Source organism: Saccharothrix coeruleofusca, from assembly GCF_017876325.1.
GTDB classification, from domain to species: Bacteria; Actinomycetota; Actinomycetes; order Mycobacteriales; family Pseudonocardiaceae; genus Actinosynnema; species Actinosynnema coeruleofuscum.
This window is the reverse complement of sequence record NZ_JAGINV010000001.1, coordinates 6957105-6981314: the sequence shown is the minus strand read 5'-3', so window position 1 is coordinate 6981314 and position 24210 is coordinate 6957105. Positions and strand designations below refer to the sequence as shown.

The window sequence follows — 24210 nt, the reverse complement described above, 5'->3', positions numbered from 1 at the left end:
CGCGCCGCTCACGGGACCACCACGCGCACCGCGCCGCCCTCGCGCACGAGCTTGGGGATGATCTTCTCCACGGTCCGGTCCACCACCAGCACCTCGGCCGCCGCGCCCAGCTCCGCCAGCTCGGCCAGCGCCACCCAGGTCGGCGGCAGCAGCAGTCGGCGGCCCGCGCGCCAGTCCGCCAGCGCGTCGGCGGGCCGCTGCCACACCGCGTCGGACGCCTCGGTGGTCACCGCGTCGGCCCGCTGCCCCTCGGGCAGCAGGGCGGCGAAGAAGCGCGTGTCGTAGCGGCGGGGCTCCTCGGCCGGGGTCACCCAGTTCGCCCACGGCCGCAGCAGGTCGGCCCGCAGCACCAGGCCCGAGGAGGCCAGGAACCCGGCCAGCGAGACCTCCCGGTCCACCAGCGCCCGGCGGGCGGCGGCGTAGGGCGCGGTGTCGGCCACCACGGTCGTCTCCGAGGGGCCCGCGAGCAGCACGCCGGACTCCTCGAAGGTCTCCCGCACGGCCGCGCACACCAGCGCCCGCGCCAGCTCCGGCGAGCAGGCGAAGCGCTCGGCCCACCAGCTCGGCGGCGGCCCCGCCCAGGCCACGCCCGTGTCGGCGTCCCGCCGGTCGACCCCGCCGCCGGGGAAGACCGTCATGCCGCCCGCGAACGCCATGCCCGCGACGCGGCGCTGGAGGAACACCTCCACGCCCTCGGCGGCGTCGCGGACCAGCAGGACCGTCGCGGCGTCCCTGGGCTTCACCGGGGTCGCCGGGGGCACCTCGGGGACCATGCTCGCGGGCAGCACCAGTTCTTCGGGCAGTTCGCGCACGACACGAGCCTACGGCCGATCAGCGCGGGCAGGATGGAGTCGTGGACGTGAAGCGGAAGTGGCGCCTGCTCGGCGCCGACGGATTCATACCCGGCGTAATCGCGGGGGTGCTGCTGACGACCGCCGCCACTCTGGTGCTGTTCCTGCCCACCACCACCACGATCAGCAGCAGGCAGCCGGAGGGCGAGGTACCCGGTGTGTTCGTGAAGCGGCACGGCAGCCCGATGGGCGGCAGGGACTACGAGGTCTGGCTCGGCCAGACGGAGGACAGGGGGCACGTCGTGCGGATTCCCTCCGGCTGGGGCACGGACTTCGAGGTGCGTCCTGTGGAGGGCGGCTTGGAACTGGCGTTCGCCTCCGGCGGGCGGGTCTTCGTGCCCGAGCGGTTCTACACCGGGAACCGCTAGCGGGCAGGATTGTCCGCGTGGACGAACAACTGCGGGTAGGACTCGTCGGCGCGGGACCGTGGGCGCGCATGGTGCACGCGCCCGGCCTGGCCGACCACCCCGGCACCCGGCTGACCGCGGTGTGGGCGCGCAAGCCGGAGGCCGCGGCCGAGCTGGCGGGCACCTACGGCGCCGAGGTGGCCGCCGACCCGGACGAGCTGCTGGCGGCGGTGGACGCGGTGGCGTTCGCGGTGCCGCCGGAGGTCCAGTCGGGGATCGCGACCACGGCCGCCGAGCGGGGCAAGCACCTGATCCTGGAGAAGCCGGTGGCGGCCACGCTGGCGGACGCCGAGCGGCTGGCCGGGGCCGTGCGGCGGGCGGGCGTGGCGTCGCTGGTGATGCTGACCAAGCGGTTCGCCCCGGAGATCCGCGAGCAGCTGGACCAGCTGCGCGAGGTCGGCGGCTGGGCGGGCGGATCGGTGCGGGTGCTCAACGGCGCGCTGCTGGAAGGGCCGTTCTCGCGGTCGCCGTGGCGGCACGAGCGGGCCCCGCTGGACGACGTCGGCCCGCACGTGTTCGACCTGATCGACGCCGCGCTCGGGCCGATCACCCAGGTCATCGCCGCGCACCGCGGCGAGGGCGGGCTGTGGCAGCTCATCCTGGGCCACGAGGGCGGCGCGACCAGCGGCGTCTCGCTGAGCATGGCGCTGCCGCTGAACCCCGGCGTCTGGGAGGTGGCGGTGTTCGGCGAGCACGGCCACCGGGTGCTGGCCGACCGCGGCACCAGCGCCCAGGACTGCTTCACCAACCTGCTGGACGACTTCGTGGCGATGGTGCAGAGCGGCACCACCGAGCACCCGTGCGACGTGCACCGCGGCTTGTACCTGCAGCGGATCATCGACCAGGCGCGGCGCGCGGCGGGCGGATGAGGCACCTGCCGACCCGGTGGGCGGCGGTCGCCGCCCCACCGGGTCAGCCGGGGTAGTTGCCGTTGTTGGGCTTGGGCACGCCGTTGACGTACTCCGGGCCACCGGCGGGCCAGGTGGACTGCTCCCGCTGCGCCAGCTCCTCGTGCAGCTGCTGCAACAGCGCCCGCTCCCGCTCGCTGAGCTTGGCGTCCACCGGCTGGGACAACGCCGCCGTGGCCGGGGCCTCCCCCTCGGCCAGCGCGGCCTGCAACGCGGCCAGGTCGTCCGGGTTCAGCTCGGTGGTCACCTCGGAGCGCGACAGCGGCGGCTCCTCCAGCGCCGGGGGCTTGGGCAGCTCCTCCTCGACCGGCTCGCGCACCGGCAGGCGTTTGACCGGCTTGGGCGGGAACGGCTGCACGCCCTCGAACGAGTCGGCCCGCGCCCGGCGGGCCTTCGAGCCGGTCTCTGGTTCGGCAGGCACCGGTTCCGGCTCGACCACCGGTGCCTTGTCCCGGACCTCGCCGTCGAACCAGGTGGCGTTGTCCACGGGCTGGTCGACCGGCACCGCGGGGAAGAACACCTCGCGGGCCGCGGTCACCGCCGAGGCGTGGTAGTCGCCCAGCGGTGTGCCGACGGTCAACACCTCCACCGCCGCCCGGATGCCCGCCCGGCGCAGCGCCACGTCCACCCGGTAGGCGGTCGCCGGGGCGAACCCCTTCGGGCCTATGTCGACCAGCACCACGCGCTGCGGCAGCGGCCCCGGCGTCGCGCCCGCCGGGCTGGACCGCCACGAGGCGCGCACACCGCGCACGTCGGGCAGCGAGGACACGGTCTTGGCCAGCGCCTCCGACAGCCCCTCGGCCGGGTCGGAGTCCGAGCTGAACCGGTGCCTGAGGTAGGGCAGGTGCTCCACCGCGAGCAGCCGATCGGCCAGCGCGGGGTCCGAGCGGACCTCCCTGAGCACCGCGCCCAGCTCGCGCCGCTCGTCGCCGGTCACCGGGATGCGCCCGGCCAGCAGGCAGCCCACCACCAGCTCCGCCGCGCGGTCGGGCTCCGCCACCGCCAGCAGCTCCCTGGCCTGGGACAGCGCGTCGTCGTCCACGCGGCCCGCCAGCGCCAACAGGAAGTCGTGCAGGCGGACGGGAAGCCCCACTCCGTCATGCGCCACGACTGCTTCTCCTTCCGGCCCCCGCACCGCGGCGAGCACTACACGGGCACCAGGTGCCCATCGGCCTCGGCGCCGGTGCACACCAGCTCCGATGCCGCCAACGCCGCCCGGTGGTAGGGCGGCAGGTCCAGCCCGGCGGGCAGGACCTCCACGCACGGGTCGTGCTCGCCGAGCGCGCGCAGCACCCGCTGCACCTCACCCGCCAGCCGAGGGCTGCCGGAGGTGGCGGTCACCAGGATGATCCGCCTGGTCCCACCACCGCCGCCGCGCCGCCACGAGGACCGGACCTCGCCGACCCCCGGCCGACCACGCAGCGTCGCGCCGAGCACCACGGTCGCGGAATCCCCCATTGACGCCTGATCGGGTGATTCCGGGGAAAAGGTGTAGTCGGTCTCCGGGAGTTCGTCCAGTCCTCTGATCGAACTGATCGCGCCGGGGTCGGCCCCGTGCGGGAGCAACGCGTCGGCGAGCAGCCGCTGCTCGTGGTCGGTCAGCCCGACCCGGTCGTGCAGCAGCGTACGCGGCAGGGCGCGGGCGAGCACCGCCGTGGCGTCGGTCGCGACCCAGTCGCGGTACCGCCAAAGCACGTCGTCCGGGAGCCGCCCGGCCAGCCGCAGCAGCAGCTCGTGACACGTGTCCGACATCTCACTCCCCGATCTCGACGACCAGTTCCACCTCGACGGGCGCGCCCAGCGGCAGCTCGGCCACGCCGACCGCGGACCGCGCGTGCGCCCCCGCGTCCCCGAACACCTCGCCGAGCAGCTCGGACGCGCCGTTGACGACGGCCGGGTGACCGGTGAAGCCGTCGGCGGAGGCGACGAAGCCGACCAGCTTGACCACGCGGACCACCGCGTCCAGGCCCACCAGCGCGTCCACCGCGGCCAGCGCGTTCAGCGCGCAGGTGCGGGCGTGCGCCTTGGCCTCCTCCGGGCTGACCTCGCCGCCGACCTTGCCGGTGGCGGCCAGCGAGCCCGCCACGAAGGGCAGCTGGCCGGAGGTGAACACCAGCGAGCCGGAGCGGACCGCGGGCACGTACGCCGCGACCGGCGCGGCCACGGCGGGCAGCTCGACGCCCAGCTCGGCCAACCGGGCCTTCCAGCTCACGACTTCGGCCGCTTCAGGTAGGCGACGTGCTGCTCACCGCTGGGGTTGGGCAGGACGGTGACCAGCTCCCACCCGTCCTCGCCCCACTGGTCCAGGATCGCCTTGGTGGCGTGGATCAACAGCGGGACGGTGGCGTACTCCCACTTCTGCATGGTGGGAGCCTAGCCGCACCCCCTTGGGCGGGTGCGGGCGTGGGTCAGCGCCGGGCGCCGTCGAGGAACGCCCGGAAAGCCCTGCTGGTGAACACCAGGGTGCCCGCGCCCCGGTTCTTGCTGTCCCGCACGGCGGTGCGCCCCCCGGCCACCGCCAGCTCGACGCACTGGGCGTTGGTGGCGCTGCGGCTGCTCTTGCGCCACGTCGACTCGCTCATGACTTCCCCCCGGCTGTCCGCGCTGACCCGACGAGTCTCACCGGTCCCGGCCGTGGCGGCGGACCGGCCTAGGCCACTCCGGGCACGTCCGGTTCGGGGAGGCGACACCGTCGGACCAGCGCGTCAGCCGAAGACGCCTGCGATCGGCCCCGGATCGGACGGCGCGGGCGCGAGGCGGTGCCTCGCGCCCGCGCGGGCGTCCACCGGGTTCTCAGGCGTTGACGGGGACGGGGGCGGAGTCGACCGCGACGGGCCGGTCGCGCAGCACGACCAGGGCGACGACGGCCGCGACCAGGGCGCCGACCGCGGCGGCGGTGAAGCTGGTGGACATGGCGGTGGTGAAGGCGTCGCGGGCGGTGCCCGCCAGCGCCGCGTCACCGCTCCGGGCGGCCACGCCGAGGGCGTCGCCGATCGAGCGGCGGGCGTCGCCAGGGGCGTCGGCGGGCATGGCCGCGGTGAACGCGCCGCTCAGCACGCTGCCCAGGACGGCCACGCCCAGCGCGGCGCCCGCCTGCTGCACCGTGTCGTTGAGGGCGGAGCCGACGCCCGCGTGCCGCGCCGGGACCGCGCCCATCAGCGCCGCGATCGCCGCGGGCATGGCCAGGCCGCCGCCCGCGCCGACCAGCGCCAGCGCGACCACCGGGGAGGCCGAGCCCATGACCTGGAAGCCCGCCGCCATCACGGCCAGGCCCACCGCGGTCAGCACCCGGTTGCCGACCTTGCGCCCGAGCGCCGCGCCGAGGGCGTTGAACACCAGGGCGGCCACCGCCATGGGGATGAACGCCAACCCGGCTTCCAGCGCCGAGTAGCCGAGGACGAACTGCAGGTACTGGGTGACCACCAGGAGCAGGCCGCCGTTGCCGATCTGCACCAGCGCCAGCGAGAAGCAGCCGCCGCTGAAGTTGCGCTCGCGGAACAGGCCCAGCGGCACCATCGGGGACTCGGCGCGCAGCTCCCACAGGACGAAGCCGGTCAGCGCCAGCACCGCGACGCCCGCCGCGACCAGGGTGCCGGTGCCCGAGCCGTGCTGGGGCAGCTCGATGATCGTCCAGACCAGCGCGACCATGCCGACCACGGACAGCACCGCGCCGAGCGGGTCGGGCTTGCTCCAGGGGCCGCGCGACTCCGGCATGAGCGCCACGGCGGCGACGACGGCCAGCGCGACGATCGGCACGTTGACCAGGAAGACCGCGCCCCACCAGAAGTGGGCGACCAGCACGCCGCCCAGCACGGGCCCGCCGACCAGGCCGACCATGGACACCACGCTCCACGCGGCCATCGCCGTGCGGCGCTCGGCCTCGTCGAACACCGTGATCAGGATGGACAGGGTGCTGGGCATGATCAGCGCGCCGCCCACGCCCATCAGCACGCGGGCGCCGATCAGCTGCTCGGGGTCGCCCGCCAGCGCGGCGGCCAGCGAGGCCAGCCCGAACACGGCCAGACCGATCACCATCACCCGCCGCCTGCCGAACCGGTCGGCCAGACTGCCCGCGGTCAGCAGCAGACCGGCGAAGACCAGGATGTAGGAGTCCAGAATCCACTGGACGTCCTGGGCGTCGGCGCCCAGTTCGGCGGTCATCGCCGGGATGGCCACGTTCAACGCCATGTTGTCGACGACCAGCACCAACGTGCTCAAGCAGAGCACGATCAAGATCAACCAGCGACGCGGGTGACGGTCCACCGCGAATCCCCTCCCGAGTGGTGCGCACACTGTGCGCTTGACTGCGAACAATGTACGCATAGCGGAACGCTGTACGCAACTAGGTACACCGTGCGCTACGCTGGCCAGGTGCAACAGGACGAACGGGCGCTGCCCACGGTGTGGGCGCGGGAGGACCGGAGCAGGCGCGAGCAACCGGCGCTGAGCAGGGCGCAGATCGTGGCCGAGGCGCTCCGGCTGCTCGACGCCGAGGGCATGGAGGCGCTGACCATGCGCAAGCTCGGCGCCCGCCTGGACGCGGGCGCCACCTCGCTCTACCGACACGTGGCCAACAAGGACGAACTGGTCGAACTGGTCGTGGACGAGGTGTTCGGCGAGATCCGCACGTCCTCGGGCGGGGACTGGCGCAGCGCGGTCGCCGATGTCGCGCGGGACATGCGCGCCGCGATCCTGCGGCACCCGTGGGTCGCCTCCGCGCTCGGCGCCGCGGGCATGTCCTACCTCGGCCCGAACCTCCTGCGGCTGTCCGAGGACCTGCTGGTCACGCTGGAGGCGGCGGGCTTCCCGCTGCTCCCGGCCAACATCGCGATGAACACCGTGTTCGCCTACGTCATCGGCGTCGCCACCAGCGAGGCCGCCTGGCTGACCATGCTCCAGCGCGGCGGCCAGAGCGAGCAGGAGTGGACCGCCCGCCTGCGGCCCACCATCGAGCGGGCCACGCGCGGCTACCCGAGACTGGCCGCGCTCTACGAGGCGGAGGGCGCCAGGAACCCGGAGGAGGTCCGCGAGGACGACTTCGAGGTGGGTCTGCGGCACGTCCTGGACGGCCTGGAGGTCGCCCGCGACCGCGACCGGATCACCTGATCGGGAAAGGCCGCCCACGGCGCCGGTCCCGCCGCTACCTTGATCGGGTGGAAACCTGGCGGGTCGTGGCCACCTGCGCCTTCGTGGCGGGCGGGCTGGTGCTCGTGCTGGTCGGCATGGCCCAGGTGCGCGACCGCACCCGCACCCGCGGGCAGCGCCGGACCAAGCGCGCCGAGGTGCTGCGCGCGGGCCTGCTCGGACTGGTCCTGGTGGCCGTCGTGGCGCTGCTGATCGCCTACTTGCTGCCGTCGGTGGTGGCGTGGGGCGTGGTGGCCGCGACGGTGATGCTCGTCGTGTTCATCACCACTGTGGACTGACCGCGTCCAGCGGAGTGGCGCTCGGCGCGCATAGGCTGATCCGGTGAACGGCTGGACCGACGAACTCTCCCGCGCGCGGCTGCACGTCGTGACCGGCAAGGGCGGGACCGGCAAGACCACCGTGGCCGCGGCGCTGGCGCTGGCCCTGGCCACCGGCGGCAGGCGGGTGCTGCTGGTGGAGGTCGAGAACCGGCAGGGGATCGCGCGGCTGTTCGACCGGCCCCCGCTGCCCTACGCCGAGGAGCGCATCGCCTCCGCGCCCGGCGGCGGCGAGGTGCGGGCGCTGGCGGTCGACCCGGAGGCCGCGCTGCTGGAGTACCTGGACATGTTCTACAACCTCGGGTTCGCGGGCCGGACGCTGCGCCGGATGGGCGCGATCGAGTTCGCCACCACGCTCGCGCCCGGCCTGCGCGACGTGCTGCTGACCGGCAAGGTCAAGGAGTGCGTGCGGCGGGTGCGCCCGACCGGGCGGCACGAGTACGACGCGGTGGTGCTCGACGCCCCGCCGACCGGCCGGGTGGTGCGCTTCCTCGACGTCACCAGGGCCATGGCCGAGCTGGCCAAGGCGGGTCCGATCAGGGGGCAGAGCGAGGGCGTGGTGAAGCTGCTGCACTCCGGGGACACCGCGGTGCACCTGGTGGCGCTGCTGGAGGAGATGCCGGTGCGCGAGACGCTGGACGCGGTGGCCGAGCTGGACGCCGCCGACCTGCGGCCGGGGGCGGTGTTCGTCAACCGGGTCAACCCGCCCCGGCTGCCCGAGCGGTCGCTGGTCGCCGCCGCGCAGGGCCGGGTGGACGCCGAGCGGGTGCGCGCCGGGCTGGCCTCGGCAGGCCTGGAGGTGGACGACGAGGCCGTCGAGGGGCTGGTCGACCAGGCCGTCGAGCACGCCATGCGGGTGCGCGCCGAGCAGCGCGCCAAGGAGCTGCTCGCCGAGGCCGACCTGCCCTCGCTGGAGCTGCCCGAGCTGACCGACGGGGTGGACGTGGCCGCGCTCTACGAGCTGGCCGAGGTGCTGGTCGGGCGGGGGGTGCGGTGAACCGGCTGGACGTGGACGCGCTGCTGGACGACCCGGCGACGCGGGTGCTGGTGTGCTGCGGCTCCGGCGGCGTCGGCAAGACCACCACGGCCGCCGCGCTGGCCGTGCGGGCCGCCGAGCGGGGCCGCCACGCGGTGGTGCTGACCATCGACCCGGCGCGCAGGCTGGCCCAGTCGCTGGGCCTGCGGGAGCTGGACAACCAGCCGCGCGAGGTGCGCGTCGAGGGCTTCCAGCCCAAGGGCGGGCTGCACGCGATGATGCTGGACATGCGCCGCACGTTCGACGACATGGTGTGGGCGCACGCGGGCCGGGAGCGGGCCGAGCAGATCCTGGCCAACCCCTTCTACCAGACCATCTCCACCTCGTTCTCCGGCACGCAGGAGTACATGGCGATGGAGAAGCTGGGCCAGCTCGTCGGGCGCGACGAGTGGGACCTGGTCGTGGTGGACACCCCGCCCAGCCGCTCGGCGCTGGACTTCCTGGACGCGCCGCAGCGGCTGTCCACCGTGCTGGACGGCAAGCTGATCCGGATGCTGTCCGCGCCCGCCCGCGCGGGCGGGCGGGGCATCCGCAAGATCGTCGGCGCGGGCTTCGGCCTGTTCACCAAGGCCGTCTCCACCATCGTCGGCGGCCAGCTGCTGCAGGACGCCTCCACCTTCGTGCAGGCGCTGGACAGCATGTTCGGCGGCTTCCGGCAGCGCGCGCAGGCCACCTACGACCTGCTGCGCTCGCCCGGCACCGGGTTCCTGGTGGTGGCCGCGGCCGAGCCCGACGCGCTGCGCGAGGCCAGCTACTTCGTGGAGCGGCTGTCGGCCGAGGACATGCCGCTGACCGGGTTGGTGGCCAATCGCACCCACCCGGTGCTGGCACCGCTGGCCGCGTCCGGCGCGCAGGCCGCGGCGGACCGCTTGGAGCGCTCGGGTGACGCCCCGCTGGCCGCCGCGGTGCTGCGCGTGCACGCGGACCGCGTCGCCGTCGCCGACCGGGAGAAGCGGCTGCTCGCGCGCTTCACCCGCGCGCACCCCGGTGTGCCGCTGGTCGGTGTGCCCGCGCTGCCCGTCGACGTGCACGACCTGGACGGGCTGCGCGAGATCGGCAGGCGCCTCGCGGGCGAGTGATCCCCCTCGCCGTGCGGGCACCCGAAGGCGCGCTACCCGACCTTGGACTCCTCCAGGTGCTCCTGGCGCGCGGTGTCGAGCAGCTCGTGCCAGGACGTGACGTCGGGACGCCGCCGCAGCAGCGCCCGCCGCTCACGTTCGGTCATGCCGCCCCACACGCCGAACTCGATCCGGTTGTCCAGCGCCTCGGCCAGGCACTCGGTGCGCACCGGGCACCCCAGGCACACCAGCTTGGCCTTGCGCTGCTCAGCGCCCCGGACGAAGAGCTGGTCCGGCTCCTCATCACGGCAGGACGCCTTGATCCGCCAATCCCCCTGCTGCATATCCCCCACCTCGTTCACACTTGTCCGGTCCGGTAAATCCGCCACACCCCTGCCGCGGATGCCGTAGGCTCACCACCGAGTGGCCGTGCCGTTGGCTGCTGTCCCTGGACGTTGACGGACTGTAGAGCCTTCCGGTTCCACCTCCAACCCTGGGTTGCGCACCTGTTACCTGTCTTGAGTACGAGTACTCATCCCGGGTAATGGCGTTACTTCTGCCTGATCACCCGTCGGTGAGCCGCGTACGCTGACCCGCGTGCGAGTCAGGAACGGCGTGCTGAAGCTGCTCGGCCTGTGTCTGCTGGCGGGGGTGCTGCTGGCGGGCCTGCTGTTCCCCGTCGTCGGCTCGCTGGGGCTGATGTCCAACCAGGCCAGCGACACCGTGGACAGCATCTCCGCGGACCTGGTCACCACCGACCCGCCGCTGATCACCACGATCACGGACAAGGACGGCGCCCCCATCGCCTACCTGTACGACCAGTACCGGGTGCTGGTGCCGCCGGAGAAGATCTCGCCGACCATGAAGGCCGCGCTGGTCTCGGTGGAGGACCGGCGCTTCTACGAGCACCAGGGCGTGGACTGGAAGGGCACCTTCCGCGCGGCGCTGACCAACCAGTTCAGCGGGTCGGTCACCCAGGGCGCGTCCACGCTGACCCAGCAATACGTCAAGAACTACCTCGTCCACGTGGTGGCCAGGAACAACAAGGTCGAACAGCAGAAGGCGCAGGAGCAGACTATTGCGCGAAAAATGCGTGAAGCGCGCATCTCCTTGCAACTGGAGAGCAAACTCGGCAAGGAGGAAATCCTCGCCCGCTACCTGAACGTGGTGCCCTTCGGCTCGACCATCTACGGCATCGCGGCGGCCTCGCAGGCCTACTTCGCCACCACGCCGGACAAGCTGACCGTGCCGCAGGCGGCGCTGCTGGCGGGCATGGTCAACAGCCCGTCCGCGCTGGACCCGGAGGTCTTCCCGGAGAAGTCGCTGGAACGGCGCAACCAGGTCATCGACAAGATGGTGGAGAACGACAAGCTCTCCCGCGAGGCCGCCGAGGCGGCCAAGGCCGAGCCGCTCGGCCTGGCCCAACCGGTCCGCACCCCGCCCAACGGCTGCGTCGGCGCGGGCCCGGAGAACGGCTTCTTCTGCTCGTACGCGGTGCAGTACCTGGAGCGCAACGGGTTCAGCCTGGAGCAGCTGCGCACCGGCGGCTACACCGTGCGCACCACCCTGGACCGCACCATCACCCGGCAGGCCAAGCAGGCCGCCGAGGCGCAGGTGCCCAAGAACACCGACGGCATCGCCAACGCGATGGCCGTGGTCCGGCCCGGCAAGGACAAGCACGAGGTGGCCGCACTGGTCGCCAACCGGGACTACGGGCTCAAGCCCGAGCAGTTCCAGACCCAGTACGACCTGCCCAGCGGCGTGGAGAACAAGTTCGGCGCGGGCTCGGTCTACAAGGTGTTCACCGCGGCGGCGGCGCTGGAGAAGGGCATGGGCATCGAGAACGTCATCCCCACGCCCAGCTTCTACGAGTCGCGGGTGTTCAAGGGCGGCGGCGAGCGGTGCCGGGGCACCGGCGAGCCGAACACCCGCTGGTACTGCCTGGGCAACTACGACAACAGCTACCCGCCGCAGATGTCGCTGCAGCAGGCCCTGGCGACCTCGCCGAACACCGGGTTCGTCATCCTGGAGGAGCGGCTGGGCATGGACCCGGTGGTGGACATGGCCGCCCGGCTGGGGATGCGCGAGACGCTGGCCACCAACCTCAGGGGTGAGCCGCCCAACGCCAAGGACAAGAACAAGGAGCTGCGGATCTCGCAGACCGAGTTCTACAAGGCCAACGGCGGCAACGCCTCCTTCACGCTGAGCCCGGCGCCGGTGAGCACCCTGGAGCTGGCCAACGTGGCCGCCACCATCGTCAGCGGCGGCACCTGGTGCCCGCCCACCCCCATCGGCGAGGTGCTCGACCGCAACGGCAAGGTCGTCGAGGTCAACGAGGCCCCGTGCGAGCAGGCGGTGTCCGAGGGCCTGGCCAACGGCCTCGCGGCGGGCATGAGCAAGGACGACCAGGCCAACGGCACCGCGGCGGGCGCGGCGCGGCAGTTCAAGTGGACCCGCCCGATGGTGGGCAAGACCGGCACCACCGAGGAGTTCAAGTCGGCCGCGTTCATCGGCGCGACCCCGGACTTCGCGGGCGCCGTGCAGGTGTTCAACGACGGCACCTCGCCCCGGCCGATCTGCCTGGGCGACAAGCCCAGGCTGTGCGGTCGCGGCGGCAACATCACCGGCGGCAGCCTGCCCGCGCGGACCTGGTTCGACGCGATGAGCCGGGTGCACGCGGGCCTGCCCGTGCGCGAGCTGCCCAAGCCCGAGGAGCGCTACCTCAAGGGCGGCACCGAGATCAAGATCCCGGACGTGGTGGGCAAGAACGTCAACGAGGCCACCCGCCTGCTGGAGCAGGCCGGCTACAAGGTCAGCACCCAGAACCGCAACTCCGGGCAGCCCAAGGGCACCGTGGTCAGCCAGACCCCGCGCGGCACCGCCCTGCGCGGCACCATCGTCACGCTGCTGGTGAGCACCGGCTACGTGCCGCCGCCGCAGCCGACCGCCCCCGGCCCCACCGGCGGTCAGCCCTCCGGCGGCCCCGGCACCTCGCAGCCGCCGGAGATCACCCTGCCCACCGAGCCCACAGAGCCCACCGGGCCGCCCGGCGGGCCGGAACCGGGCATCCCGATCCCCACCCGCCCCCGCCGCTGACCCGGCCCCAGGGGGCAGGCCCCCAGGGGTAGGCCCTCAGGAGGCCGGGCTCTCAGGAGGCCAGCTTCGCCTTCACCGCCGCGGCCACCCGGCCGCCCTCGGCGCGGCCCGCGACCTTGGCGTTGACCGCCTTCATGACCTGGCCCATCTGCCGCTGCCCCGGCTGCTCGCCCAGCTGCGCGGCCACCTCGGCCACCGCCTCGTCGACCAGCGCGGCCAGCCCCGCGTCGTCCAGCTGCGCGGGCAGGTAGGACTCCAGCACCGAGGACTCGGCGCGCTCCAGCTCGGCCTGCTCGGTCCGCCCCGCGCCCGCGAACGCCTCGGCGGCCTCCTTGCGCTTCTTGACCTCGCGCGCGAGGACCTTGAGCACCTCGTCGTCGGACAGCTCGCGCGCCGCCTTGCCGGAGACCTCCTCGGTGGTGATCGCGGCCAGCGCCATCCGCAGCGCGCCCGCCCGGACCGTCTCCCGGCCCTTGATCGCGCTCGTCAGGTCCGACTGCAACCGCGCCTTCAACTCCGCCATGCGGCTCAACCTACCGGGCACCACGCCGCACCCCGAACCGGTTAACCCCCTACCCTCGGGGGCGTGAACACGTTCGGTCGCGCGCTGCTCGCCACCACCGCCCTCGGCACCGCCACCATCGCCTACGCGGCGGGCATCGAGCGCAGGAACTGGACCCTGCGGGAGGCGACGCTGCCCGTGCTCAAGCCGGGCTCGGCCCCGCTGCGCGTGCTGCACCTGTCCGACCTGCACATGACGCCCAACCAGAAGTCCAAGCAGCGCTGGGTGGCCGAGCTGGACTCGCTGGAGCCCGACCTGGTGGTCAACACCGGCGACAACCTCGCCCACCAGCAGGCCGTGCCCGCCGTGCTGCGCGCCCTCGGCCCGCTGCTCGACCGGCCCGGCGTGTTCGTGTTCGGCAGCAACGACTACTACGCGCCGCGACCGAAGAACCCGGCCCGCTACCTGCTGCCGTCGTCGAAGACCAAGCGCATCCACGGCGTCCAGCTGCCGTGGCGCGACCTGCGCGCGGCGATGATCGAGCGCGGCTGGCTGGACCTGACCCACGTGCGGCGCACGTTCACCGTGGCGGGGCAGACCGTGTTCGCCGCCGGCCTGGACGACCCGCACCTCAAGCGCGACCGCTACCAGGACATCGCGGGCAAGCCCGAGGACGCCGCCCTGCGCCTGGGCGTCACCCACTCCCCCGAGCCGCGCGTGCTGGACCCGTTCGCGGCCGACGGCTACGACCTGGTGATGGCGGGCCACACCCACGGCGGGCAGCTGCGCGTGCCGGGCTACGGGGCGCTGGTGACCAACTGCGAACTGGACCGGTCGCGCGCCCGAGGGGCGTCCCGGTGGGGCGAGCACACGTGGCTGCACGTGTCGGCCGGCCTCGGCACCTCCCCGTACGCGCCGGTGCGCTTCGCCTGCCCGCCGGAGGCCAGCCTGCTCACCCTGGTGCCCCGACCCGTTGACGCAGGTCAGGAGCGGTCTGAGGGCAAAAGGGGTACCCGGTTCGGAGTGGGTGGGAACGTCAGGTAGAGTTCTCCTCGTTCGATCCCAGCCGGGGTGTGGCGCAGTTTGGTAGCGCGCTTCGTTCGGGACGAAGAGGTCGCAGGTTCAAATCCTGTCACCCCGACCAGGTCAGGCCCGGTACGTCGCAAGACGTACCGGGCCTGACCTGTATCTGAGTGACTTACTGCGTGACTACGCTCCCGAAGCCGGGAAGATCCGATCCATCGCCGTCGCGCCGTCTTGGATCACTGGCCGGATCTGATGGCGGTACACCTCCTCCGTAACCGACGTGCTGCTGTGCCCCACGAGCTTCGATATCTGGTCCGAGGTCATGCCGCTGTCCGAGAGCAGCGAGACGAAGCTGTGCCGCAGCTCACGAGGCGTCCACTCCGCGGCGTTGAGCCCTGCCGCCTTGAGGACTCGCCGGAACATGCGACGCACGTTGGCCGCGTCCAGCTCGGTACCCACTTCCGACGCGAACACCAACCCGTGCTCTTGCCACTGGTCGCCGGCTCGCTTCCGTTGCACCTCCTGACGCGCCCGCTGCGCTTCCAACGCCTTGATTGCCCGCTGCGACAGCGCGAGCGTGCGCCGGGACTTCCGCGTCTTCGTGTCGCCGCCGGCCCGTACCGACCGCCACACAGCGATGTGCGGCGGTACCGGCGGACTGGCGTGTGCGTCCCCCTTCAGGTCGACGTGCGACCACGTGAGGGGCCGCGCCTCCTCAGTGCGCGGGCCGCCCACCAGCGACACCACGATGTAAGCCCCGATCGTCGATTCATCAGCTTCCGCGCGGAGCAAGACAGCCTCGGCCTGCTCGAAGCTCAACGACTTCGACGGTCTACCGGCCTGCCCTTCCGGGCACTCGCAGAGAAGCACGACATTGCGCTTGACCTTGTCGCGCGCCTGCGCCCGGCTGACGGATCGGCGGAGAACCGAACGGATGTCTCGCAGCGTTCGCGTGCTGAGGGTCTTCGCCTTCTCCGCCAACCACTCGTCAACGTCGTCTGCCGACAGCTCCCGGAGCTTTCGAGCACCCAACGCCGGGATGACGTGCGTTTCTGCCAGGATGCGGCACGTTGTGACGGTCTGCTTGTCACGACCGTTCAGGCCGTACTGCAACCAGTTGGTCACAGCGTCGGCAACTGTGTAGTTGTGTGGTTCTATCGCTAGCCCGTCTTTGACGTCACGTTGGATGGCGTCAAGTTTGTTCTTCGCTTCGGTCTTGGTTCGGCCACTGGCGCGCTTGGTGATCCGCTTCCCTCGTCCGTCAAAGCCTACGGTTACGGTCGCAATCCAGCGCTTACGCTTGTCATCCCAGTGCAGGCCACCGTCCCCGCGGCTACGCCGTTTCGCCAAGGTGCACCCCCGCTTCCCGCTCCAACAGCGTGACGTAGGAACGGATCGCGGATGCCGGGATAAGCGTGGCACTGCCTTGCTTGACGAACTTGATCCGTCCGGCACGCATCTGCTCGTAGAAGGTGCTGCGACTCAGTGACAGCAGCCGCATCGCTTCGGGCACTTTGTAGAGATACTTCGCCAACTCGGTGACGTTGCTCGTGTCGCTCATCGGTTTCCCCTCGTTTTCCGGTGAGTCGTGCGGCTTCACGCGAGCGCTTCCCAGTGGTGCGGTCTGTCGTTGGGTGGGGATTTTGGGCATGCGTCATCACCTTGTGGTCGGTCGGGGTGGCGGCGACGTAGCGCGGCTGGACGTCGGCGCTGTGCGGGGGGCGGGTACGGGGTGTCAAACCCGCAAACCCGCCGATCGAGCAGAGGAAGGGCTGTGAGCTGCGGTGATGCGGTGCGGGTTTGAGGTCGGGGCAAACCCGCGCCAAAGCCGCGGGTGGTCGTGTCAAACCCGCAAGCGGGTCTGCAGGGCCGGTCGGAGGGCCGCCCTGCTACTGCCAGAGGTCGGCCTGGCCGGCCGGGATCTGGTCGTCGGTGGCCTGGTCGGGCTGGTGGTCGTCGTTGGTGCGGGTTTCGACCCAGAAGACGCGGGCTTTGGCGTGGGTGTCCATGGCGGAGCGGATGACGTAGTCGCCGTGCCAGCGGCCGATGTGGCCGGTGAGGTGGCGGCCGATGGATTTGGTGGAGGGGGTGCGGCCTTGTTCGTCGGTGAGGAAGGTTCCTTCCCAGCGGTCGACGGGTTGGTTGTCGATGATGTCGATTTCGGCTTGTTGGCGGAGATGTCGGCTGGTGATGCGGCGGTCGTGGTTGAGTTCGTGCCAGCGTGCGAGGAATGCGACCCATTCGGCGTCTTCGTCGTCGGCTTCGCGCATGTCGTTGAGGTTGTCGAGGAAGCCGTCGATGCCGTGGTGGGCGAGTAGTCCGCCGGAGGCTCCGGCCCAGGTGGTGAATTGGCGCATGGTGTGGCCGGAGCGGGGTGCTCCGGCGTTGATCCAGTCCATGACCAGGATCAGCAGGTGCCGCAGCACGGTGACGCGGTTGGCCGGGGTTTTGAGCCAGTTGTCCAGGTGGGGAATGCCGAACGCGGTCTGGTCTCGTTGGTCGGGGTGCGGGTCGTTGGGGTCGAGTCGGACCAGGACGGTGCGGGTGGCCATGTCCCCGCCCAACCGGATGTTGTTCCCGGTGGCCAACCACAGCCGGTTGTTGGTGGCGGTGAATCCCGCGCCGGAGGAACCGAGCATCCGGGCGGACCATTGCGGTGAGGTGAGCAGTTGGGCCAGGACGGCGGAGGAGACGATGGTCCCTTCGGCGATGTTGTCCCACAGCATGATCGGCGATGAGCTGTGCAGGGCACTCGTGATGCTCTTCTCCAATTCGCTGTCGTCGCCTTTGCGCCAGACAAGGTTTTTGCAGCCGTAGATGTAGCCGGGAATCTCGGCGAGCAAGGTTTTGCCGCTGGACTGGGTGGTGGCGGAGATCAGGCCGAACGGGGTCAGGCATCCGAGATAGGGACGCAGGATCGGAGCGAGTAGTAGGGCGATGTGGTTGGCGCGGTCGGCGGGCGCGACAAACGGGAAATCGGACAACAGCCGGTCCAGCAGGAAGGTTTTGGCGTCGGCGACCTGGTCGGCGGTCGGGTGGGTCGGGACGGGCGACATGGGGGCGGTGGGCGAGTAGTAGAGGCCGGTGGCGGGGTCGTAGCCGCTGGTCTGGATCAGCGTTCCGTCAGGTCGCAGGACGGGTGATCCGACGATGCCGGTCAAGGGTCGGACGCCGGGCCAGTAGCGGGAGGACAGCACCGCCGACAGGGCAGTTCCGGTGGGGCTGACCTCCACTTCGGTCCACTCGTCGGTGTTCTTGTCCTTCTTGAGGCGGTGGACGTAGGTGTGGTGGGCGAGCAGGAAGGCCAGCGCGGAGGCGGTGAGCGGTTCGGCCTGTACGGGCGGTGCCGCGGGCTGTCCGGCGGTCTGGTCGGTGCCGGTGGGGCCGGAGACGCGGGACAGGTGCACGAGCTGCCCGCCGGAGACGAACACGTCGGGCAGCGCGCCACCGGCGACGGCGGCGGTGAGGGTGCGGATGGTCTCGGCGTCCCCGCCGATGCGGATGGGCGGCCGGTCGACGGGATCGGTCCCGTCGGCGGTGTCGGCGGTGGTGGGTTCGGCAGCAGTGGTCATGCGACGGGCCTCCCTTCCGTGGCGTGCTGGGCGCGGTCGGTGGTGGTCATGCGGCGGGGTGTTCGGTCGGGGTGCGGGGTCGGTTGAACCCGGAGGCGAGGGCGTAGCGGATCTCTCCGGCGGGCAGGCCGGCGGTGTGGGCGGCGGTGGCGAGCGCGGTCTCCACCTGGTGGCGGTCGATCCAGCCCGCCTCGACCATCCCGGCGAGTCGGCTGGTGGAGCGGAACAGCTTGCGGTTGCGTCCGGAGTCCGGCGGCATCGCGGCCAACTCGTCGCACGCCGAACGGAGCGCGGCGGCGGCGTAGCGGGCTTGGCGATCCTCACCGCGGGCGGTGACCGTGACCGGCGCCGGTCGGATCGGTGTCGGGGTGGCGTGGCGGTCATGGCCGGTGCGCACAAGTTCGGCGGTGAGCCAGTCGGGCAGGACAGCCGGGGTCAGGGCGGTGGAGGCGCGGCGGTAGGTGCCGGCCGGGGTGGTGGAGCCGGGCAGCACGACGTAGCCGCCGTAAGCCTTGATGTCGACCTGCCAACCCAGTCCGCTGCTCACCACGCTTTCGCCGTCGCGGACACGGCCGCTGCTGGACTTCCACCGGCCCGACTCGGCGGTGTAGAGCAGGTGCAGCCCACCGGACGGGGTCTCCGTGACGAGGGTGTCCACGTCGAAGCCCTGCCCCCGCAGGCCGGCCAACGTGGCGTAGGTGTCGATGCCGTCGGCGGGCAGCGGGTTCCCGACCGGCCAGGGCACGCCGTTGAGCGGTTGGGCGGGCGGGGTGCCGCCGTGCGCGTCGAGGTCGACGGTCAGCAGCCCGGAAACCCCCAGGTGCACCGCCCACACGCTCGTGCGCCACCGCGCCGCCCACCGACCGATCATCTGCGTGTCGGCGGTGGCGGCCCACACGCCGTGGCACAGCGCGCCGTCACGGCGGGCCAGGCACGTGCACTGTGCGGCGGTGTGGCCTCCGCCGCCCCGGCAGTCCGGGCAGCCGGCCAGCGGGCGTTTGGTGCCGGGGTGCAGGGGCAGCACGTGCCAGCCGTGACGGCCGGCCACCCACAGCGCGACGTCGGCGGCGGTGGGCCGGGTTGCGGTCATGGCGGTGGTTCCTCTCGGGTGGTGGGCGCGGCCCTGTCGCTGCGGGGACGGCGGTTGGTCACGTCCCCGCAGCGACCAGTGCCGACGGGGTCAGCGGCGGCGCAAGCGGTTGAGGTCGGCGAGGGTGAAGCCGACCTGTTGGGCGACGTGGTCGTTGCCGGAGGCGACGTTGCGGGTGCTGTGCCCGTGGTGACCGTTGGGGGTGTCGTGGTCGTCCCGGTCGTGGTGGGTGGCGTGGTGCACGGCCTCTTCGGCGCGGCGCAGTGCCTCGTTGATGTGGTTGGTCACGTCCCCGTCGTCACCTGCGGTGTATCGGAAGCTGGTTGATCCGTGGGTGACGTCGTGTTGGCTGCCCACGTGCGCGCCGGAGTGGGCGATGTTGGTGTTGTGCAAGGTGAATCCTCCGTACCGATAGGTGCTTTCGTCCCTTGTGGACGCTCCGGTGGTGGTGTCGTCGGTGGTCGTCGGCGGGGTCACGTCCCTGTCGTGACCTGCGGTCGTGTCGTGGTCGGCGGCGGGGTCCTGGCCCTTGGGGTGGCGCTGGTTCACGGCGTCGTCCTTGGCCTGTCGGTGGGCGGTGCGGGCGGTGTCGAGGCGTTCGCGGGCAGCGGTGATCTCGGCCGGGTCGCCGGTCTCCTTGGCCTGGCGCAGGGCGCGGCGGGCGCGGGAGACGGCCTGTCGGGTGTTCTGTGTGGACCGCCCGCTGGCGTTGGGGCAGCGGCGGCCTCCTGCTCTGCACATGTCACGTCCCCTTGCCATGCATGGGATTCGGAGGTCAGCGTTTGGCCGCGATGTCGGTGGCGCGGCAGGTCGGACAGACGGTGTAGCCGGACAGCGTCGGGAACCACACGCGGGAGTTGCCGCCCTCGGGCATGGTCTGGCCGCACAGGGTCTTGACCTGGCCGGACCACCACGAGCGGGTGCCGATGTGCGCGACGGGCTTGCCCATAACTCGACCTCTTTCGTGACTGTGTGTGACGCCGGGTGGACGTGTTGGGGTGACGCGCGGGCGGTGCCATCGGGTGCCGGCGCGGGGGTGGGGAGGGTGGGGGTGAAGCGGGGCGGGGTGCCCGCGCACTCCGGTTTCCGAGAGTCGCGCGGGCACCGCTCATCGCAGATTCATTGCTTCATTTCTTCACTTTCCGCTGGTCAGGGCCTTGACCTGCGGGTTTCATCCGGGAGTGCGATTGTTCATCCCGGATCGTCGGGTTCACCGGTGTTTCACTCGTCGGCGAACCCGTCGGGGTCGTCGTCCTCCGCGGGGTCGGCGGCGGTGCCACGCATGAGCTGCTGTTGACGGACGGTGACGGGGTCGACGTTGTACGCGCCGTTGGTGGACGGCACCTTCACGCCGTGGTCGGCCAGTGCCTTGACCAGGGCCATGCGGTCGCGCATCTGCTGGTAGGGCAGGTGGCGCGGGTGCGCGGTCTTGAGCGCGGCCAGGACCTTGGCGGCGGTGACGGCCTGGTCACCCAGCACGGCCAGCACATCGGCCAACAGGTCCCGGGGTTCTTCGTCGTCGCTGGTGGGGGTGGGGACGTGACCGGCGCGCAGCTCCATCGCCCGGTCGGTGACCTCGGCCACCTCGGCGGAGGTGAGGTAGAAGCTGCGCAACAGGCCGGGTTGAGCCATGATGCCGCGCACCATGGCGGTGCCCACGTCGCCGGGACCTTCGTCGGTGGCCGGGTCGAGACTGACCGCGGAGATGCCGGCCTTGTAGCTGCCGGTACCGAGGATGGCGTCGTTGGACTGCTGGTCACCGATGGCGAAGCACGCCTTGCACGAGGTCACGGCGGTGACCTTGCGCGGCAACGACGCCGTGGACGCTTCCGGCGTGGCGAACAGCAGCGTGACGGCGTACTTGCGGGCGGCGCTGATCAGCTTGGTGACCACGTCGGCGGCCTCCTCTCCGTACTCGTCGTGCATGAACAAGGCCTGACACTCGTCGATGACCACCACGCGCGGACGCAGTCGGCTGTCCTTGGCGGCAACCGTGCGGTTGACCTTGCGTTCGTCGTGTTCCCGCAACGCCTTGCCGCGCACGTCCAGATCGGCGTACAGCTCCCGCAACGTGTCCAGGCAGGCCCGGACGGTCTCCTTGTCCGCCCCAGTGCGCAGAGTCCGCAGCCGCGGTTTCATCGGGTCGTAATCGGCGTTCTCGGCCAGCACGAACACGTCCACGTCCACCAGCGGATCCAGGATCGCTCCGCACACCAACGTGATGAACAGCGACGACTTACCCGACCCCATCACCCCGGCCGCGGCATAGTTCTTCTCGAACAGCAGTGCCCGGACCACCTCGCCCCGGATGTTCACCCCGACCGGCAGGGCGGCGAAGTAGTCCGTCGGCCCGTTGGTGTCCAGCAGCGGCCACGGCCCCACCGGACCGGACAGCGCGCCCTGGTCGGCCACCCACAGGTCCAGCACACCCGGTTGCCCCTTGGGCTCGGACGGCCAGACCTCCACCGGCAGGCGCACGAGGTTGTGCGCGAACACGGTCTTGCGCTTGACGATCTCCTCCACCGGCACGCCTTTGGGCATGACCAGCTGCATCCGCCAGCCCTTGCCGTCGCGGTGCGGCGGCTGCACCCACGTCGGTGTGATCGACCGTCCCCAGCCCTCCTTGAACGCCTGCCGCAGCGCGGGCAGCCCGGACAGGTGACGCAACGCGGACAACACCGCGGACTCGTCGGGGATGATGTCGCGGCCATCCGCCTCAACGGTCCGCTCCTCACCCGCCCACATCGGCAGGGTGCCCCGGTCACGTCCCACCGGGATGGTCCGCGCGGCCCAGGTGCCCGCGCCCGCGATGGCCCAGGCCCACCAGTAGCCGCCGACCGGGGACAGCTCCACCACGGTGGTCCAGAAGTCCACCATGCCGTTCCACCGGTCGGTCAACGACGCTGCGCCGATGACGGTCTGCACCGCGGAGAACCCGAGGAACACCACGTGCCCCGACGCCAGCAGCAGCACCGCGCCACCCGACCACCGCAGGATCTCCAGCCGCCGTTCCCGGCCGCGTTGGGCCGCGCCCGACCGGCGCCGCTCCAACACCTCCTCAAGCTCGCGCAGGACGTGGAAGTCCTCCGCGCTCTTGGCGTTGACGCGCAGGGTGGTGATGGCCTGTTCGAGGTCCAGGTGCTTACGGCGTGCACGGCGCTCCTGGCGGCGGATGCGGGCACCGGCCACCGCGTACCCGGCGTTGCGTCGCACCGCGCGGGCCACGGAGCGGGTGCGCTCGTGGCGCACCACCCGAACCACCGCACTGGCCGCGGTGCGGGCCGCGTTCTGGGCCGCCATGCGGCGGTCCAGCTCGGCGGATTCCTCATCGGTCAGCAGTTCCCCGACAACGGCCCCGTCCGGCTCCACCTCGCCCGTGTCCGGGGTGGCGTCGGCGTGGCGCACGGGCAGGCGCACCACGTTGGTGCGCTCCCGGTCCTCGTCCTCGTCGTGATGGTCGTGGGCGGTGGTGCTCATCGGGTCACCTCGCTTCCGGTCGGGTCTGTCGGGCGGGCTCGGTCAGGGCGTTGCGCAGTTCGCGGGCGTACTCGCTGCCGCAGCGCAGGTGCGCGCGGATGGCACTCGCCGACGCGGTGGCGGGCAGGTCACCGGCGGCGATGGCGGCACGCAGTCGGGGCAGCAGCGCGGCGGCCCGCGCGGACAGTTCTGCCTGAACGATCGGGGTGTCGGTCGCACGTTCAGGGGCGGTGTCGGCGCTCACCGGGGCCGGGCTGGACGGACCGGCCGGGGTGGCGTGGGTCGGGGTGTCGGTGCGGTGGCCGGCGGGGTGCGCCGACGCCGGTCGGGCCGGAGCGGTCCGGTCGGGGCGGGTGCCGGCGGTGTGGTCGAGGTGGGCGAAGCCGTCCCAGATGATCGGCAGGACGGTGACCGCGCCGACGGCGACCAAGGGGCCGATGGCGTGGGCCAGCAGCGTCATCGGCTTGAAGGTATCGGCGACGATCGGCAGGTAGGGCCAGACGTTGAGCGTCAGCGTCACCCCGAGCGCGCCGAACTCGACCTTGGTCAGGTGCGGGTGGTGCAGGGTGGTGCCGCGGGTGGTCAGGAACGCCTTTGCGCCGACGACCACCAGCAGGATGGCGGAGATGACCGGTTCGACCGCCCACGCGCCCCACCACGCCGCGCCCCGCTCGGTCATGCCGAGGGTCAGGGTGTGGTGCACGCCGGTGGTGGACCAGGCCAGCGCGCCGACCAACGCCACCAGGGCGGTGACGGTGAGGACCAGGCGCACGCGGGCGGCCTGCCACGCCCGCGCCATGGGGTTCTGCCCGAGGGTGTGCAGGCGGGCGGCCTCGTGAGAGCGCTTGAGGGCCTTGCGTACCCGCTTGGTGTCCACCAGCAGGGGTGCGGTGTCGTCCTGCAAGGCCAGCAGGGCGTGTGCCTCGGCGACCTCGGCGCGCAGCCCGCGCACCCGCCGCGTGTCTCCGGCGGCGGAAGCGGCGGCGTGGTCCTGGCCCTCGTCGTCGGCGGCGTGTTCGCGCTGGTTGACGGGGCGGACGTGGTCGACGGGCACGGCCGATGTGGGAACGGTGGGCGCGGCGGCGGCGACGTAGCGTTCCAACTCGGCCACGGTGGCGGCGAACGGGTCGAACTCGTCGGGACCGGGCAGCGGGGTTGCGGTCGTGCTCATCGGGTCACCTCCAGTCGGCGGGCGGAACGAGGGGAGAGCAGTCCGGCGCGGTGGCCGGTGCGAGTGGTGGCGCGGCGGGCCAGGACGACGACCAGCAGGGCGGGCAGGCCGTAGGCGACCAGCAGGACCGTGGGGTCCTCGGTCTGGGCGGTCACCGCCCACTGGGCCAGGCCGATCAGCCCGGCGACCATGAGCAGCTTCCACAGCACGATCACCGCCACCACGGCGAGCGCGATGAGCAACAGCAGTAAGGGGGTGGGGATGGTCGCCACGGTCACGCACCCCCGATGGGGCGCAGCACGCGGCCGGAGGCGGTCAGGTACTCCCACGACCGACCGCGCTGACTGGACGGGGCGGAGCCGTCGGCGGTGGTCACCGGGATGACCGGGCCGTAGGGGGTGGGCTGGATGAAGGTGTCGCCGGTGCGGACGTCCACGAGGTCGCGCCGGTGCAGGTTGTTCGACATGCTGGTGCTCTCCTGACCCGCCCGTGACGGGCGGTGTTGGGGTGGACCGGACCGGCGGCGCGTTCCTGGCCGGGAGTTGGGCCGCCGG

General features: G+C 72.0%; 27 protein-coding genes and 1 tRNA gene. 9 read left to right on the top strand and 19 right to left on the bottom strand.

The genetic code is table 11. From position 1 onward, the window contains the following. Nucleotides 1–8 precede the first annotated feature (8 nt). Nucleotides 9–773: an NUDIX hydrolase gene (locus tag JOF41_RS32325; RefSeq protein ID WP_209624588.1), complete on the bottom strand. Its 765-nt coding sequence runs from the start codon at nt 771–773 to the stop codon at nt 9–11. 146 nt (nt 774–919) lie between these two features. Between JOF41_RS32325 and JOF41_RS37520 the strand changes: the two genes are divergently transcribed. Both JOF41_RS37520 and JOF41_RS37515 read left to right on the top strand, forming a co-directional pair. After that, the gene (locus JOF41_RS37520) at nt 920–1219 is read left to right on the top strand and encodes a hypothetical protein (RefSeq protein WP_229794919.1); all 300 of its coding nucleotides are present in this window, start codon (nt 920–922) and stop codon (nt 1217–1219) included. Between the two features lie 17 nt (nt 1220–1236). After that, nucleotides 1237–2127, top strand: coding sequence for a Gfo/Idh/MocA family protein (locus tag JOF41_RS37515; protein WP_307867595.1), 891 nt, complete (start codon nt 1237–1239; stop codon nt 2125–2127). Between the two features lie 43 nt (nt 2128–2170). Here JOF41_RS37515 and JOF41_RS32315 read toward each other — a convergent pair whose 3' ends face one another. The 6 genes from JOF41_RS32315 to JOF41_RS32290 all read right to left on the bottom strand — a co-directional run bounded on the left by JOF41_RS32315 (nt 2171) and on the right by JOF41_RS32290 (nt 6393). Continuing rightward, nucleotides 2171–3274, bottom strand: a complete 1104-nt coding sequence (locus JOF41_RS32315) for a hypothetical protein (RefSeq protein ID WP_189221302.1) — start codon at nt 3272–3274, stop codon at nt 2171–2173. A 38-nt stretch (nt 3275–3312) separates the two neighbouring features. Beyond that, on the bottom strand, nt 3313–3918 hold the full coding sequence (locus tag JOF41_RS32310; protein WP_189221303.1) for a hypothetical protein: 606 nt from the start codon (nt 3916–3918) through the stop codon (nt 3313–3315). 1 nt (nt 3919) lies between these two features. After that, entirely contained in the window at nt 3920–4378 is a 459-nt protein-coding gene (locus JOF41_RS32305; protein WP_189221304.1) for a RidA family protein, read from the bottom strand. Next, complete coding sequence (gene sp36 / locus JOF41_RS32300) at nt 4375–4530, bottom strand: Sp36 family protein (protein ID WP_189221305.1); 156 nt, start codon at nt 4528–4530, stop codon at nt 4375–4377. Before sp36 ends, JOF41_RS32305 begins: the two co-directional genes overlap by 4 nt. A 44-nt stretch (nt 4531–4574) precedes the next feature. Beyond that, entirely contained in the window at nt 4575–4748 is a 174-nt protein-coding gene (locus JOF41_RS32295) for a DUF397 domain-containing protein (RefSeq protein ID WP_189221306.1), read from the bottom strand. 211 nt (nt 4749–4959) lie between these two features. Next, nucleotides 4960–6393 carry an MFS transporter gene (locus tag JOF41_RS32290; RefSeq protein ID WP_307867738.1) on the bottom strand — a complete coding sequence of 478 codons (1434 nt, stop codon included), beginning with the start codon at nt 6391–6393 and terminating at the stop codon, nt 4960–4962. Between the two features lie 144 nt (nt 6394–6537). On the opposite strand from JOF41_RS32290, the gene JOF41_RS32285 reads away from it, so the two are divergent. From JOF41_RS32285 to bagB, 4 genes are read left to right on the top strand one after another with little or no spacing between them, the layout of a single operon-like run. Then, entirely contained in the window at nt 6538–7272 is a 735-nt protein-coding gene (locus JOF41_RS32285; RefSeq protein ID WP_189221308.1) for a TetR/AcrR family transcriptional regulator, read from the top strand. 47 nt (nt 7273–7319) lie between these two features. Further along, complete coding sequence (locus JOF41_RS32280; RefSeq protein WP_189221309.1) at nt 7320–7589, top strand: hypothetical protein; 270 nt, start codon at nt 7320–7322, stop codon at nt 7587–7589. Nucleotides 7590–7632: 43 nt separating this feature from the next. Continuing rightward, complete coding sequence (bagA, locus tag JOF41_RS32275; protein WP_209623636.1) at nt 7633–8625, top strand: ATPase BagA; 993 nt, start codon at nt 7633–7635, stop codon at nt 8623–8625. After that, nucleotides 8622–9743, top strand: a complete 1122-nt coding sequence (gene bagB, locus JOF41_RS32270; protein WP_189221311.1) for an ATPase BagB — start codon at nt 8622–8624, stop codon at nt 9741–9743. The genes bagA and bagB overlap by 4 nt, the downstream gene beginning before the upstream one ends. 32 nt (nt 9744–9775) lie before the next feature. Here the strand turns inward: bagB and JOF41_RS32265 are convergent, their stop codons facing one another. Further along, nucleotides 9776–10066 (bottom strand): WhiB family transcriptional regulator, encoded by a 291-nt coding sequence (locus JOF41_RS32265; protein WP_189221312.1) that lies wholly within the window; start codon nt 10064–10066, stop codon nt 9776–9778. 253 nt (nt 10067–10319) lie between these two features. Between JOF41_RS32265 and JOF41_RS32260 the strand changes: the two genes are divergently transcribed. Next, nucleotides 10320–12818, top strand: a complete 2499-nt coding sequence (locus tag JOF41_RS32260) for a penicillin-binding protein (RefSeq protein ID WP_209623635.1) — start codon at nt 10320–10322, stop codon at nt 12816–12818. 52 nt (nt 12819–12870) lie between these two features. Here JOF41_RS32260 and JOF41_RS32255 read toward each other — a convergent pair whose 3' ends face one another. Beyond that, complete coding sequence (locus JOF41_RS32255) at nt 12871–13341, bottom strand: GatB/YqeY domain-containing protein (RefSeq protein ID WP_209623634.1); 471 nt, start codon at nt 13339–13341, stop codon at nt 12871–12873. Between the two features lie 63 nt (nt 13342–13404). On the opposite strand from JOF41_RS32255, the gene JOF41_RS32250 reads away from it, so the two are divergent. Then, nucleotides 13405–14364 carry a metallophosphoesterase gene (locus JOF41_RS32250; RefSeq protein WP_189221315.1) on the top strand — a complete coding sequence of 320 codons (960 nt, stop codon included), beginning with the start codon at nt 13405–13407 and terminating at the stop codon, nt 14362–14364. A 23-nt stretch (nt 14365–14387) separates the two neighbouring features. Continuing rightward, nucleotides 14388–14464, top strand: a tRNA-Pro gene (locus tag JOF41_RS32245). Nucleotides 14465–14529: 65 nt separating this feature from the next. Here JOF41_RS32245 and JOF41_RS32240 read toward each other — a convergent pair. The 10 genes from JOF41_RS32240 to JOF41_RS32195 all read right to left on the bottom strand — a co-directional run bounded on the left by JOF41_RS32240 (nt 14530) and on the right by JOF41_RS32195 (nt 24122). Continuing rightward, on the bottom strand, nt 14530–15471 hold the full coding sequence (locus JOF41_RS32240) for a site-specific integrase (RefSeq protein WP_307867594.1): 942 nt from the start codon (nt 15469–15471) through the stop codon (nt 14530–14532). 208 nt (nt 15472–15679) lie between these two features. Continuing rightward, entirely contained in the window at nt 15680–15997 is a 318-nt protein-coding gene (locus tag JOF41_RS32235; RefSeq protein ID WP_244989750.1) for a helix-turn-helix domain-containing protein, read from the bottom strand. A 238-nt stretch (nt 15998–16235) separates the two neighbouring features. Next, on the bottom strand, nt 16236–17918 hold the full coding sequence (locus JOF41_RS32230) for a hypothetical protein (RefSeq protein ID WP_209623632.1): 1683 nt from the start codon (nt 17916–17918) through the stop codon (nt 16236–16238). Between the two features lie 46 nt (nt 17919–17964). After that, on the bottom strand, nt 17965–19008 hold the full coding sequence (locus JOF41_RS32225) for a bifunctional DNA primase/polymerase (protein WP_209623631.1): 1044 nt from the start codon (nt 19006–19008) through the stop codon (nt 17965–17967). Nucleotides 19009–19098: 90 nt separating this feature from the next. Beyond that, nucleotides 19099–19749, bottom strand: a complete 651-nt coding sequence (locus tag JOF41_RS32220; RefSeq protein ID WP_209623630.1) for a hypothetical protein — start codon at nt 19747–19749, stop codon at nt 19099–19101. A gap of 34 nt (nt 19750–19783) precedes the next feature. Beyond that, nucleotides 19784–19957 (bottom strand): hypothetical protein, encoded by a 174-nt coding sequence (locus tag JOF41_RS32215; protein ID WP_209623629.1) that lies wholly within the window; start codon nt 19955–19957, stop codon nt 19784–19786. 272 nt (nt 19958–20229) lie between these two features. Continuing rightward, entirely contained in the window at nt 20230–22485 is a 2256-nt protein-coding gene (locus JOF41_RS32210) for a hypothetical protein (protein WP_209623628.1), read from the bottom strand. Between the two features lie 4 nt (nt 22486–22489). After that, nucleotides 22490–23656: a hypothetical protein gene (locus tag JOF41_RS32205; protein ID WP_209623627.1), complete on the bottom strand. Its 1167-nt coding sequence runs from the start codon at nt 23654–23656 to the stop codon at nt 22490–22492. Continuing rightward, the gene (locus JOF41_RS32200; protein ID WP_209623626.1) at nt 23653–23928 is read right to left on the bottom strand and encodes a hypothetical protein; all 276 of its coding nucleotides are present in this window, start codon (nt 23926–23928) and stop codon (nt 23653–23655) included. Before JOF41_RS32200 ends, JOF41_RS32205 begins: the two co-directional genes overlap by 4 nt. A gap of 2 nt (nt 23929–23930) precedes the next feature. Then, nucleotides 23931–24122, bottom strand: a complete 192-nt coding sequence (locus tag JOF41_RS32195; RefSeq protein ID WP_209623625.1) for a hypothetical protein — start codon at nt 24120–24122, stop codon at nt 23931–23933. Nucleotides 24123–24210 lie beyond the last annotated feature (88 nt).

What these genes read in the sequence shown, in the direction of transcription:
- JOF41_RS32325 (WP_209624588.1), bottom strand. Translation starts at nt 773, where the DNA reads ATGGTCCCCGAGGTGCCCCCGGCGACCCCGGTGAAGCCCAGGGACGCC.
- JOF41_RS32310 (WP_189221303.1), bottom strand. Translation starts at nt 3,918, where the DNA reads ATGTCGGACACGTGTCACGAGCTGCTGCTGCGGCTGGCCGGGCGGCTC.
- sp36 (WP_189221305.1), bottom strand. Translation starts at nt 4,530, where the DNA reads ATGCAGAAGTGGGAGTACGCCACCGTCCCGCTGTTGATCCACGCCACC.
- JOF41_RS32295 (WP_189221306.1), bottom strand. Translation starts at nt 4,748, where the DNA reads ATGAGCGAGTCGACGTGGCGCAAGAGCAGCCGCAGCGCCACCAACGCC.
- JOF41_RS32265 (WP_189221312.1), bottom strand. Translation starts at nt 10,066, where the DNA reads ATGCAGCAGGGGGATTGGCGGATCAAGGCGTCCTGCCGTGATGAGGAG.
- JOF41_RS32255 (WP_209623634.1), bottom strand. Translation starts at nt 13,341, where the DNA reads ATGGCGGAGTTGAAGGCGCGGTTGCAGTCGGACCTGACGAGCGCGATC.
- JOF41_RS32235 (WP_244989750.1), bottom strand. Translation starts at nt 15,997, where the DNA reads ATGCCCAAAATCCCCACCCAACGACAGACCGCACCACTGGGAAGCGCT.
- JOF41_RS32230 (WP_209623632.1), bottom strand. Translation starts at nt 17,918, where the DNA reads ATGACCACTGCTGCCGAACCCACCACCGCCGACACCGCCGACGGGACC.
- JOF41_RS32225 (WP_209623631.1), bottom strand. Translation starts at nt 19,008, where the DNA reads ATGACCGCAACCCGGCCCACCGCCGCCGACGTCGCGCTGTGGGTGGCC.
- JOF41_RS32220 (WP_209623630.1), bottom strand. Translation starts at nt 19,749, where the DNA reads ATGTGCAGAGCAGGAGGCCGCCGCTGCCCCAACGCCAGCGGGCGGTCC.
- JOF41_RS32215 (WP_209623629.1), bottom strand. Translation starts at nt 19,957, where the DNA reads ATGGGCAAGCCCGTCGCGCACATCGGCACCCGCTCGTGGTGGTCCGGC.
- JOF41_RS32210 (WP_209623628.1), bottom strand. Translation starts at nt 22,485, where the DNA reads ATGAGCACCACCGCCCACGACCATCACGACGAGGACGAGGACCGGGAG.
- JOF41_RS32205 (WP_209623627.1), bottom strand. Translation starts at nt 23,656, where the DNA reads ATGAGCACGACCGCAACCCCGCTGCCCGGTCCCGACGAGTTCGACCCG.
- JOF41_RS32195 (WP_209623625.1), bottom strand. Translation starts at nt 24,122, where the DNA reads ATGTCGAACAACCTGCACCGGCGCGACCTCGTGGACGTCCGCACCGGC.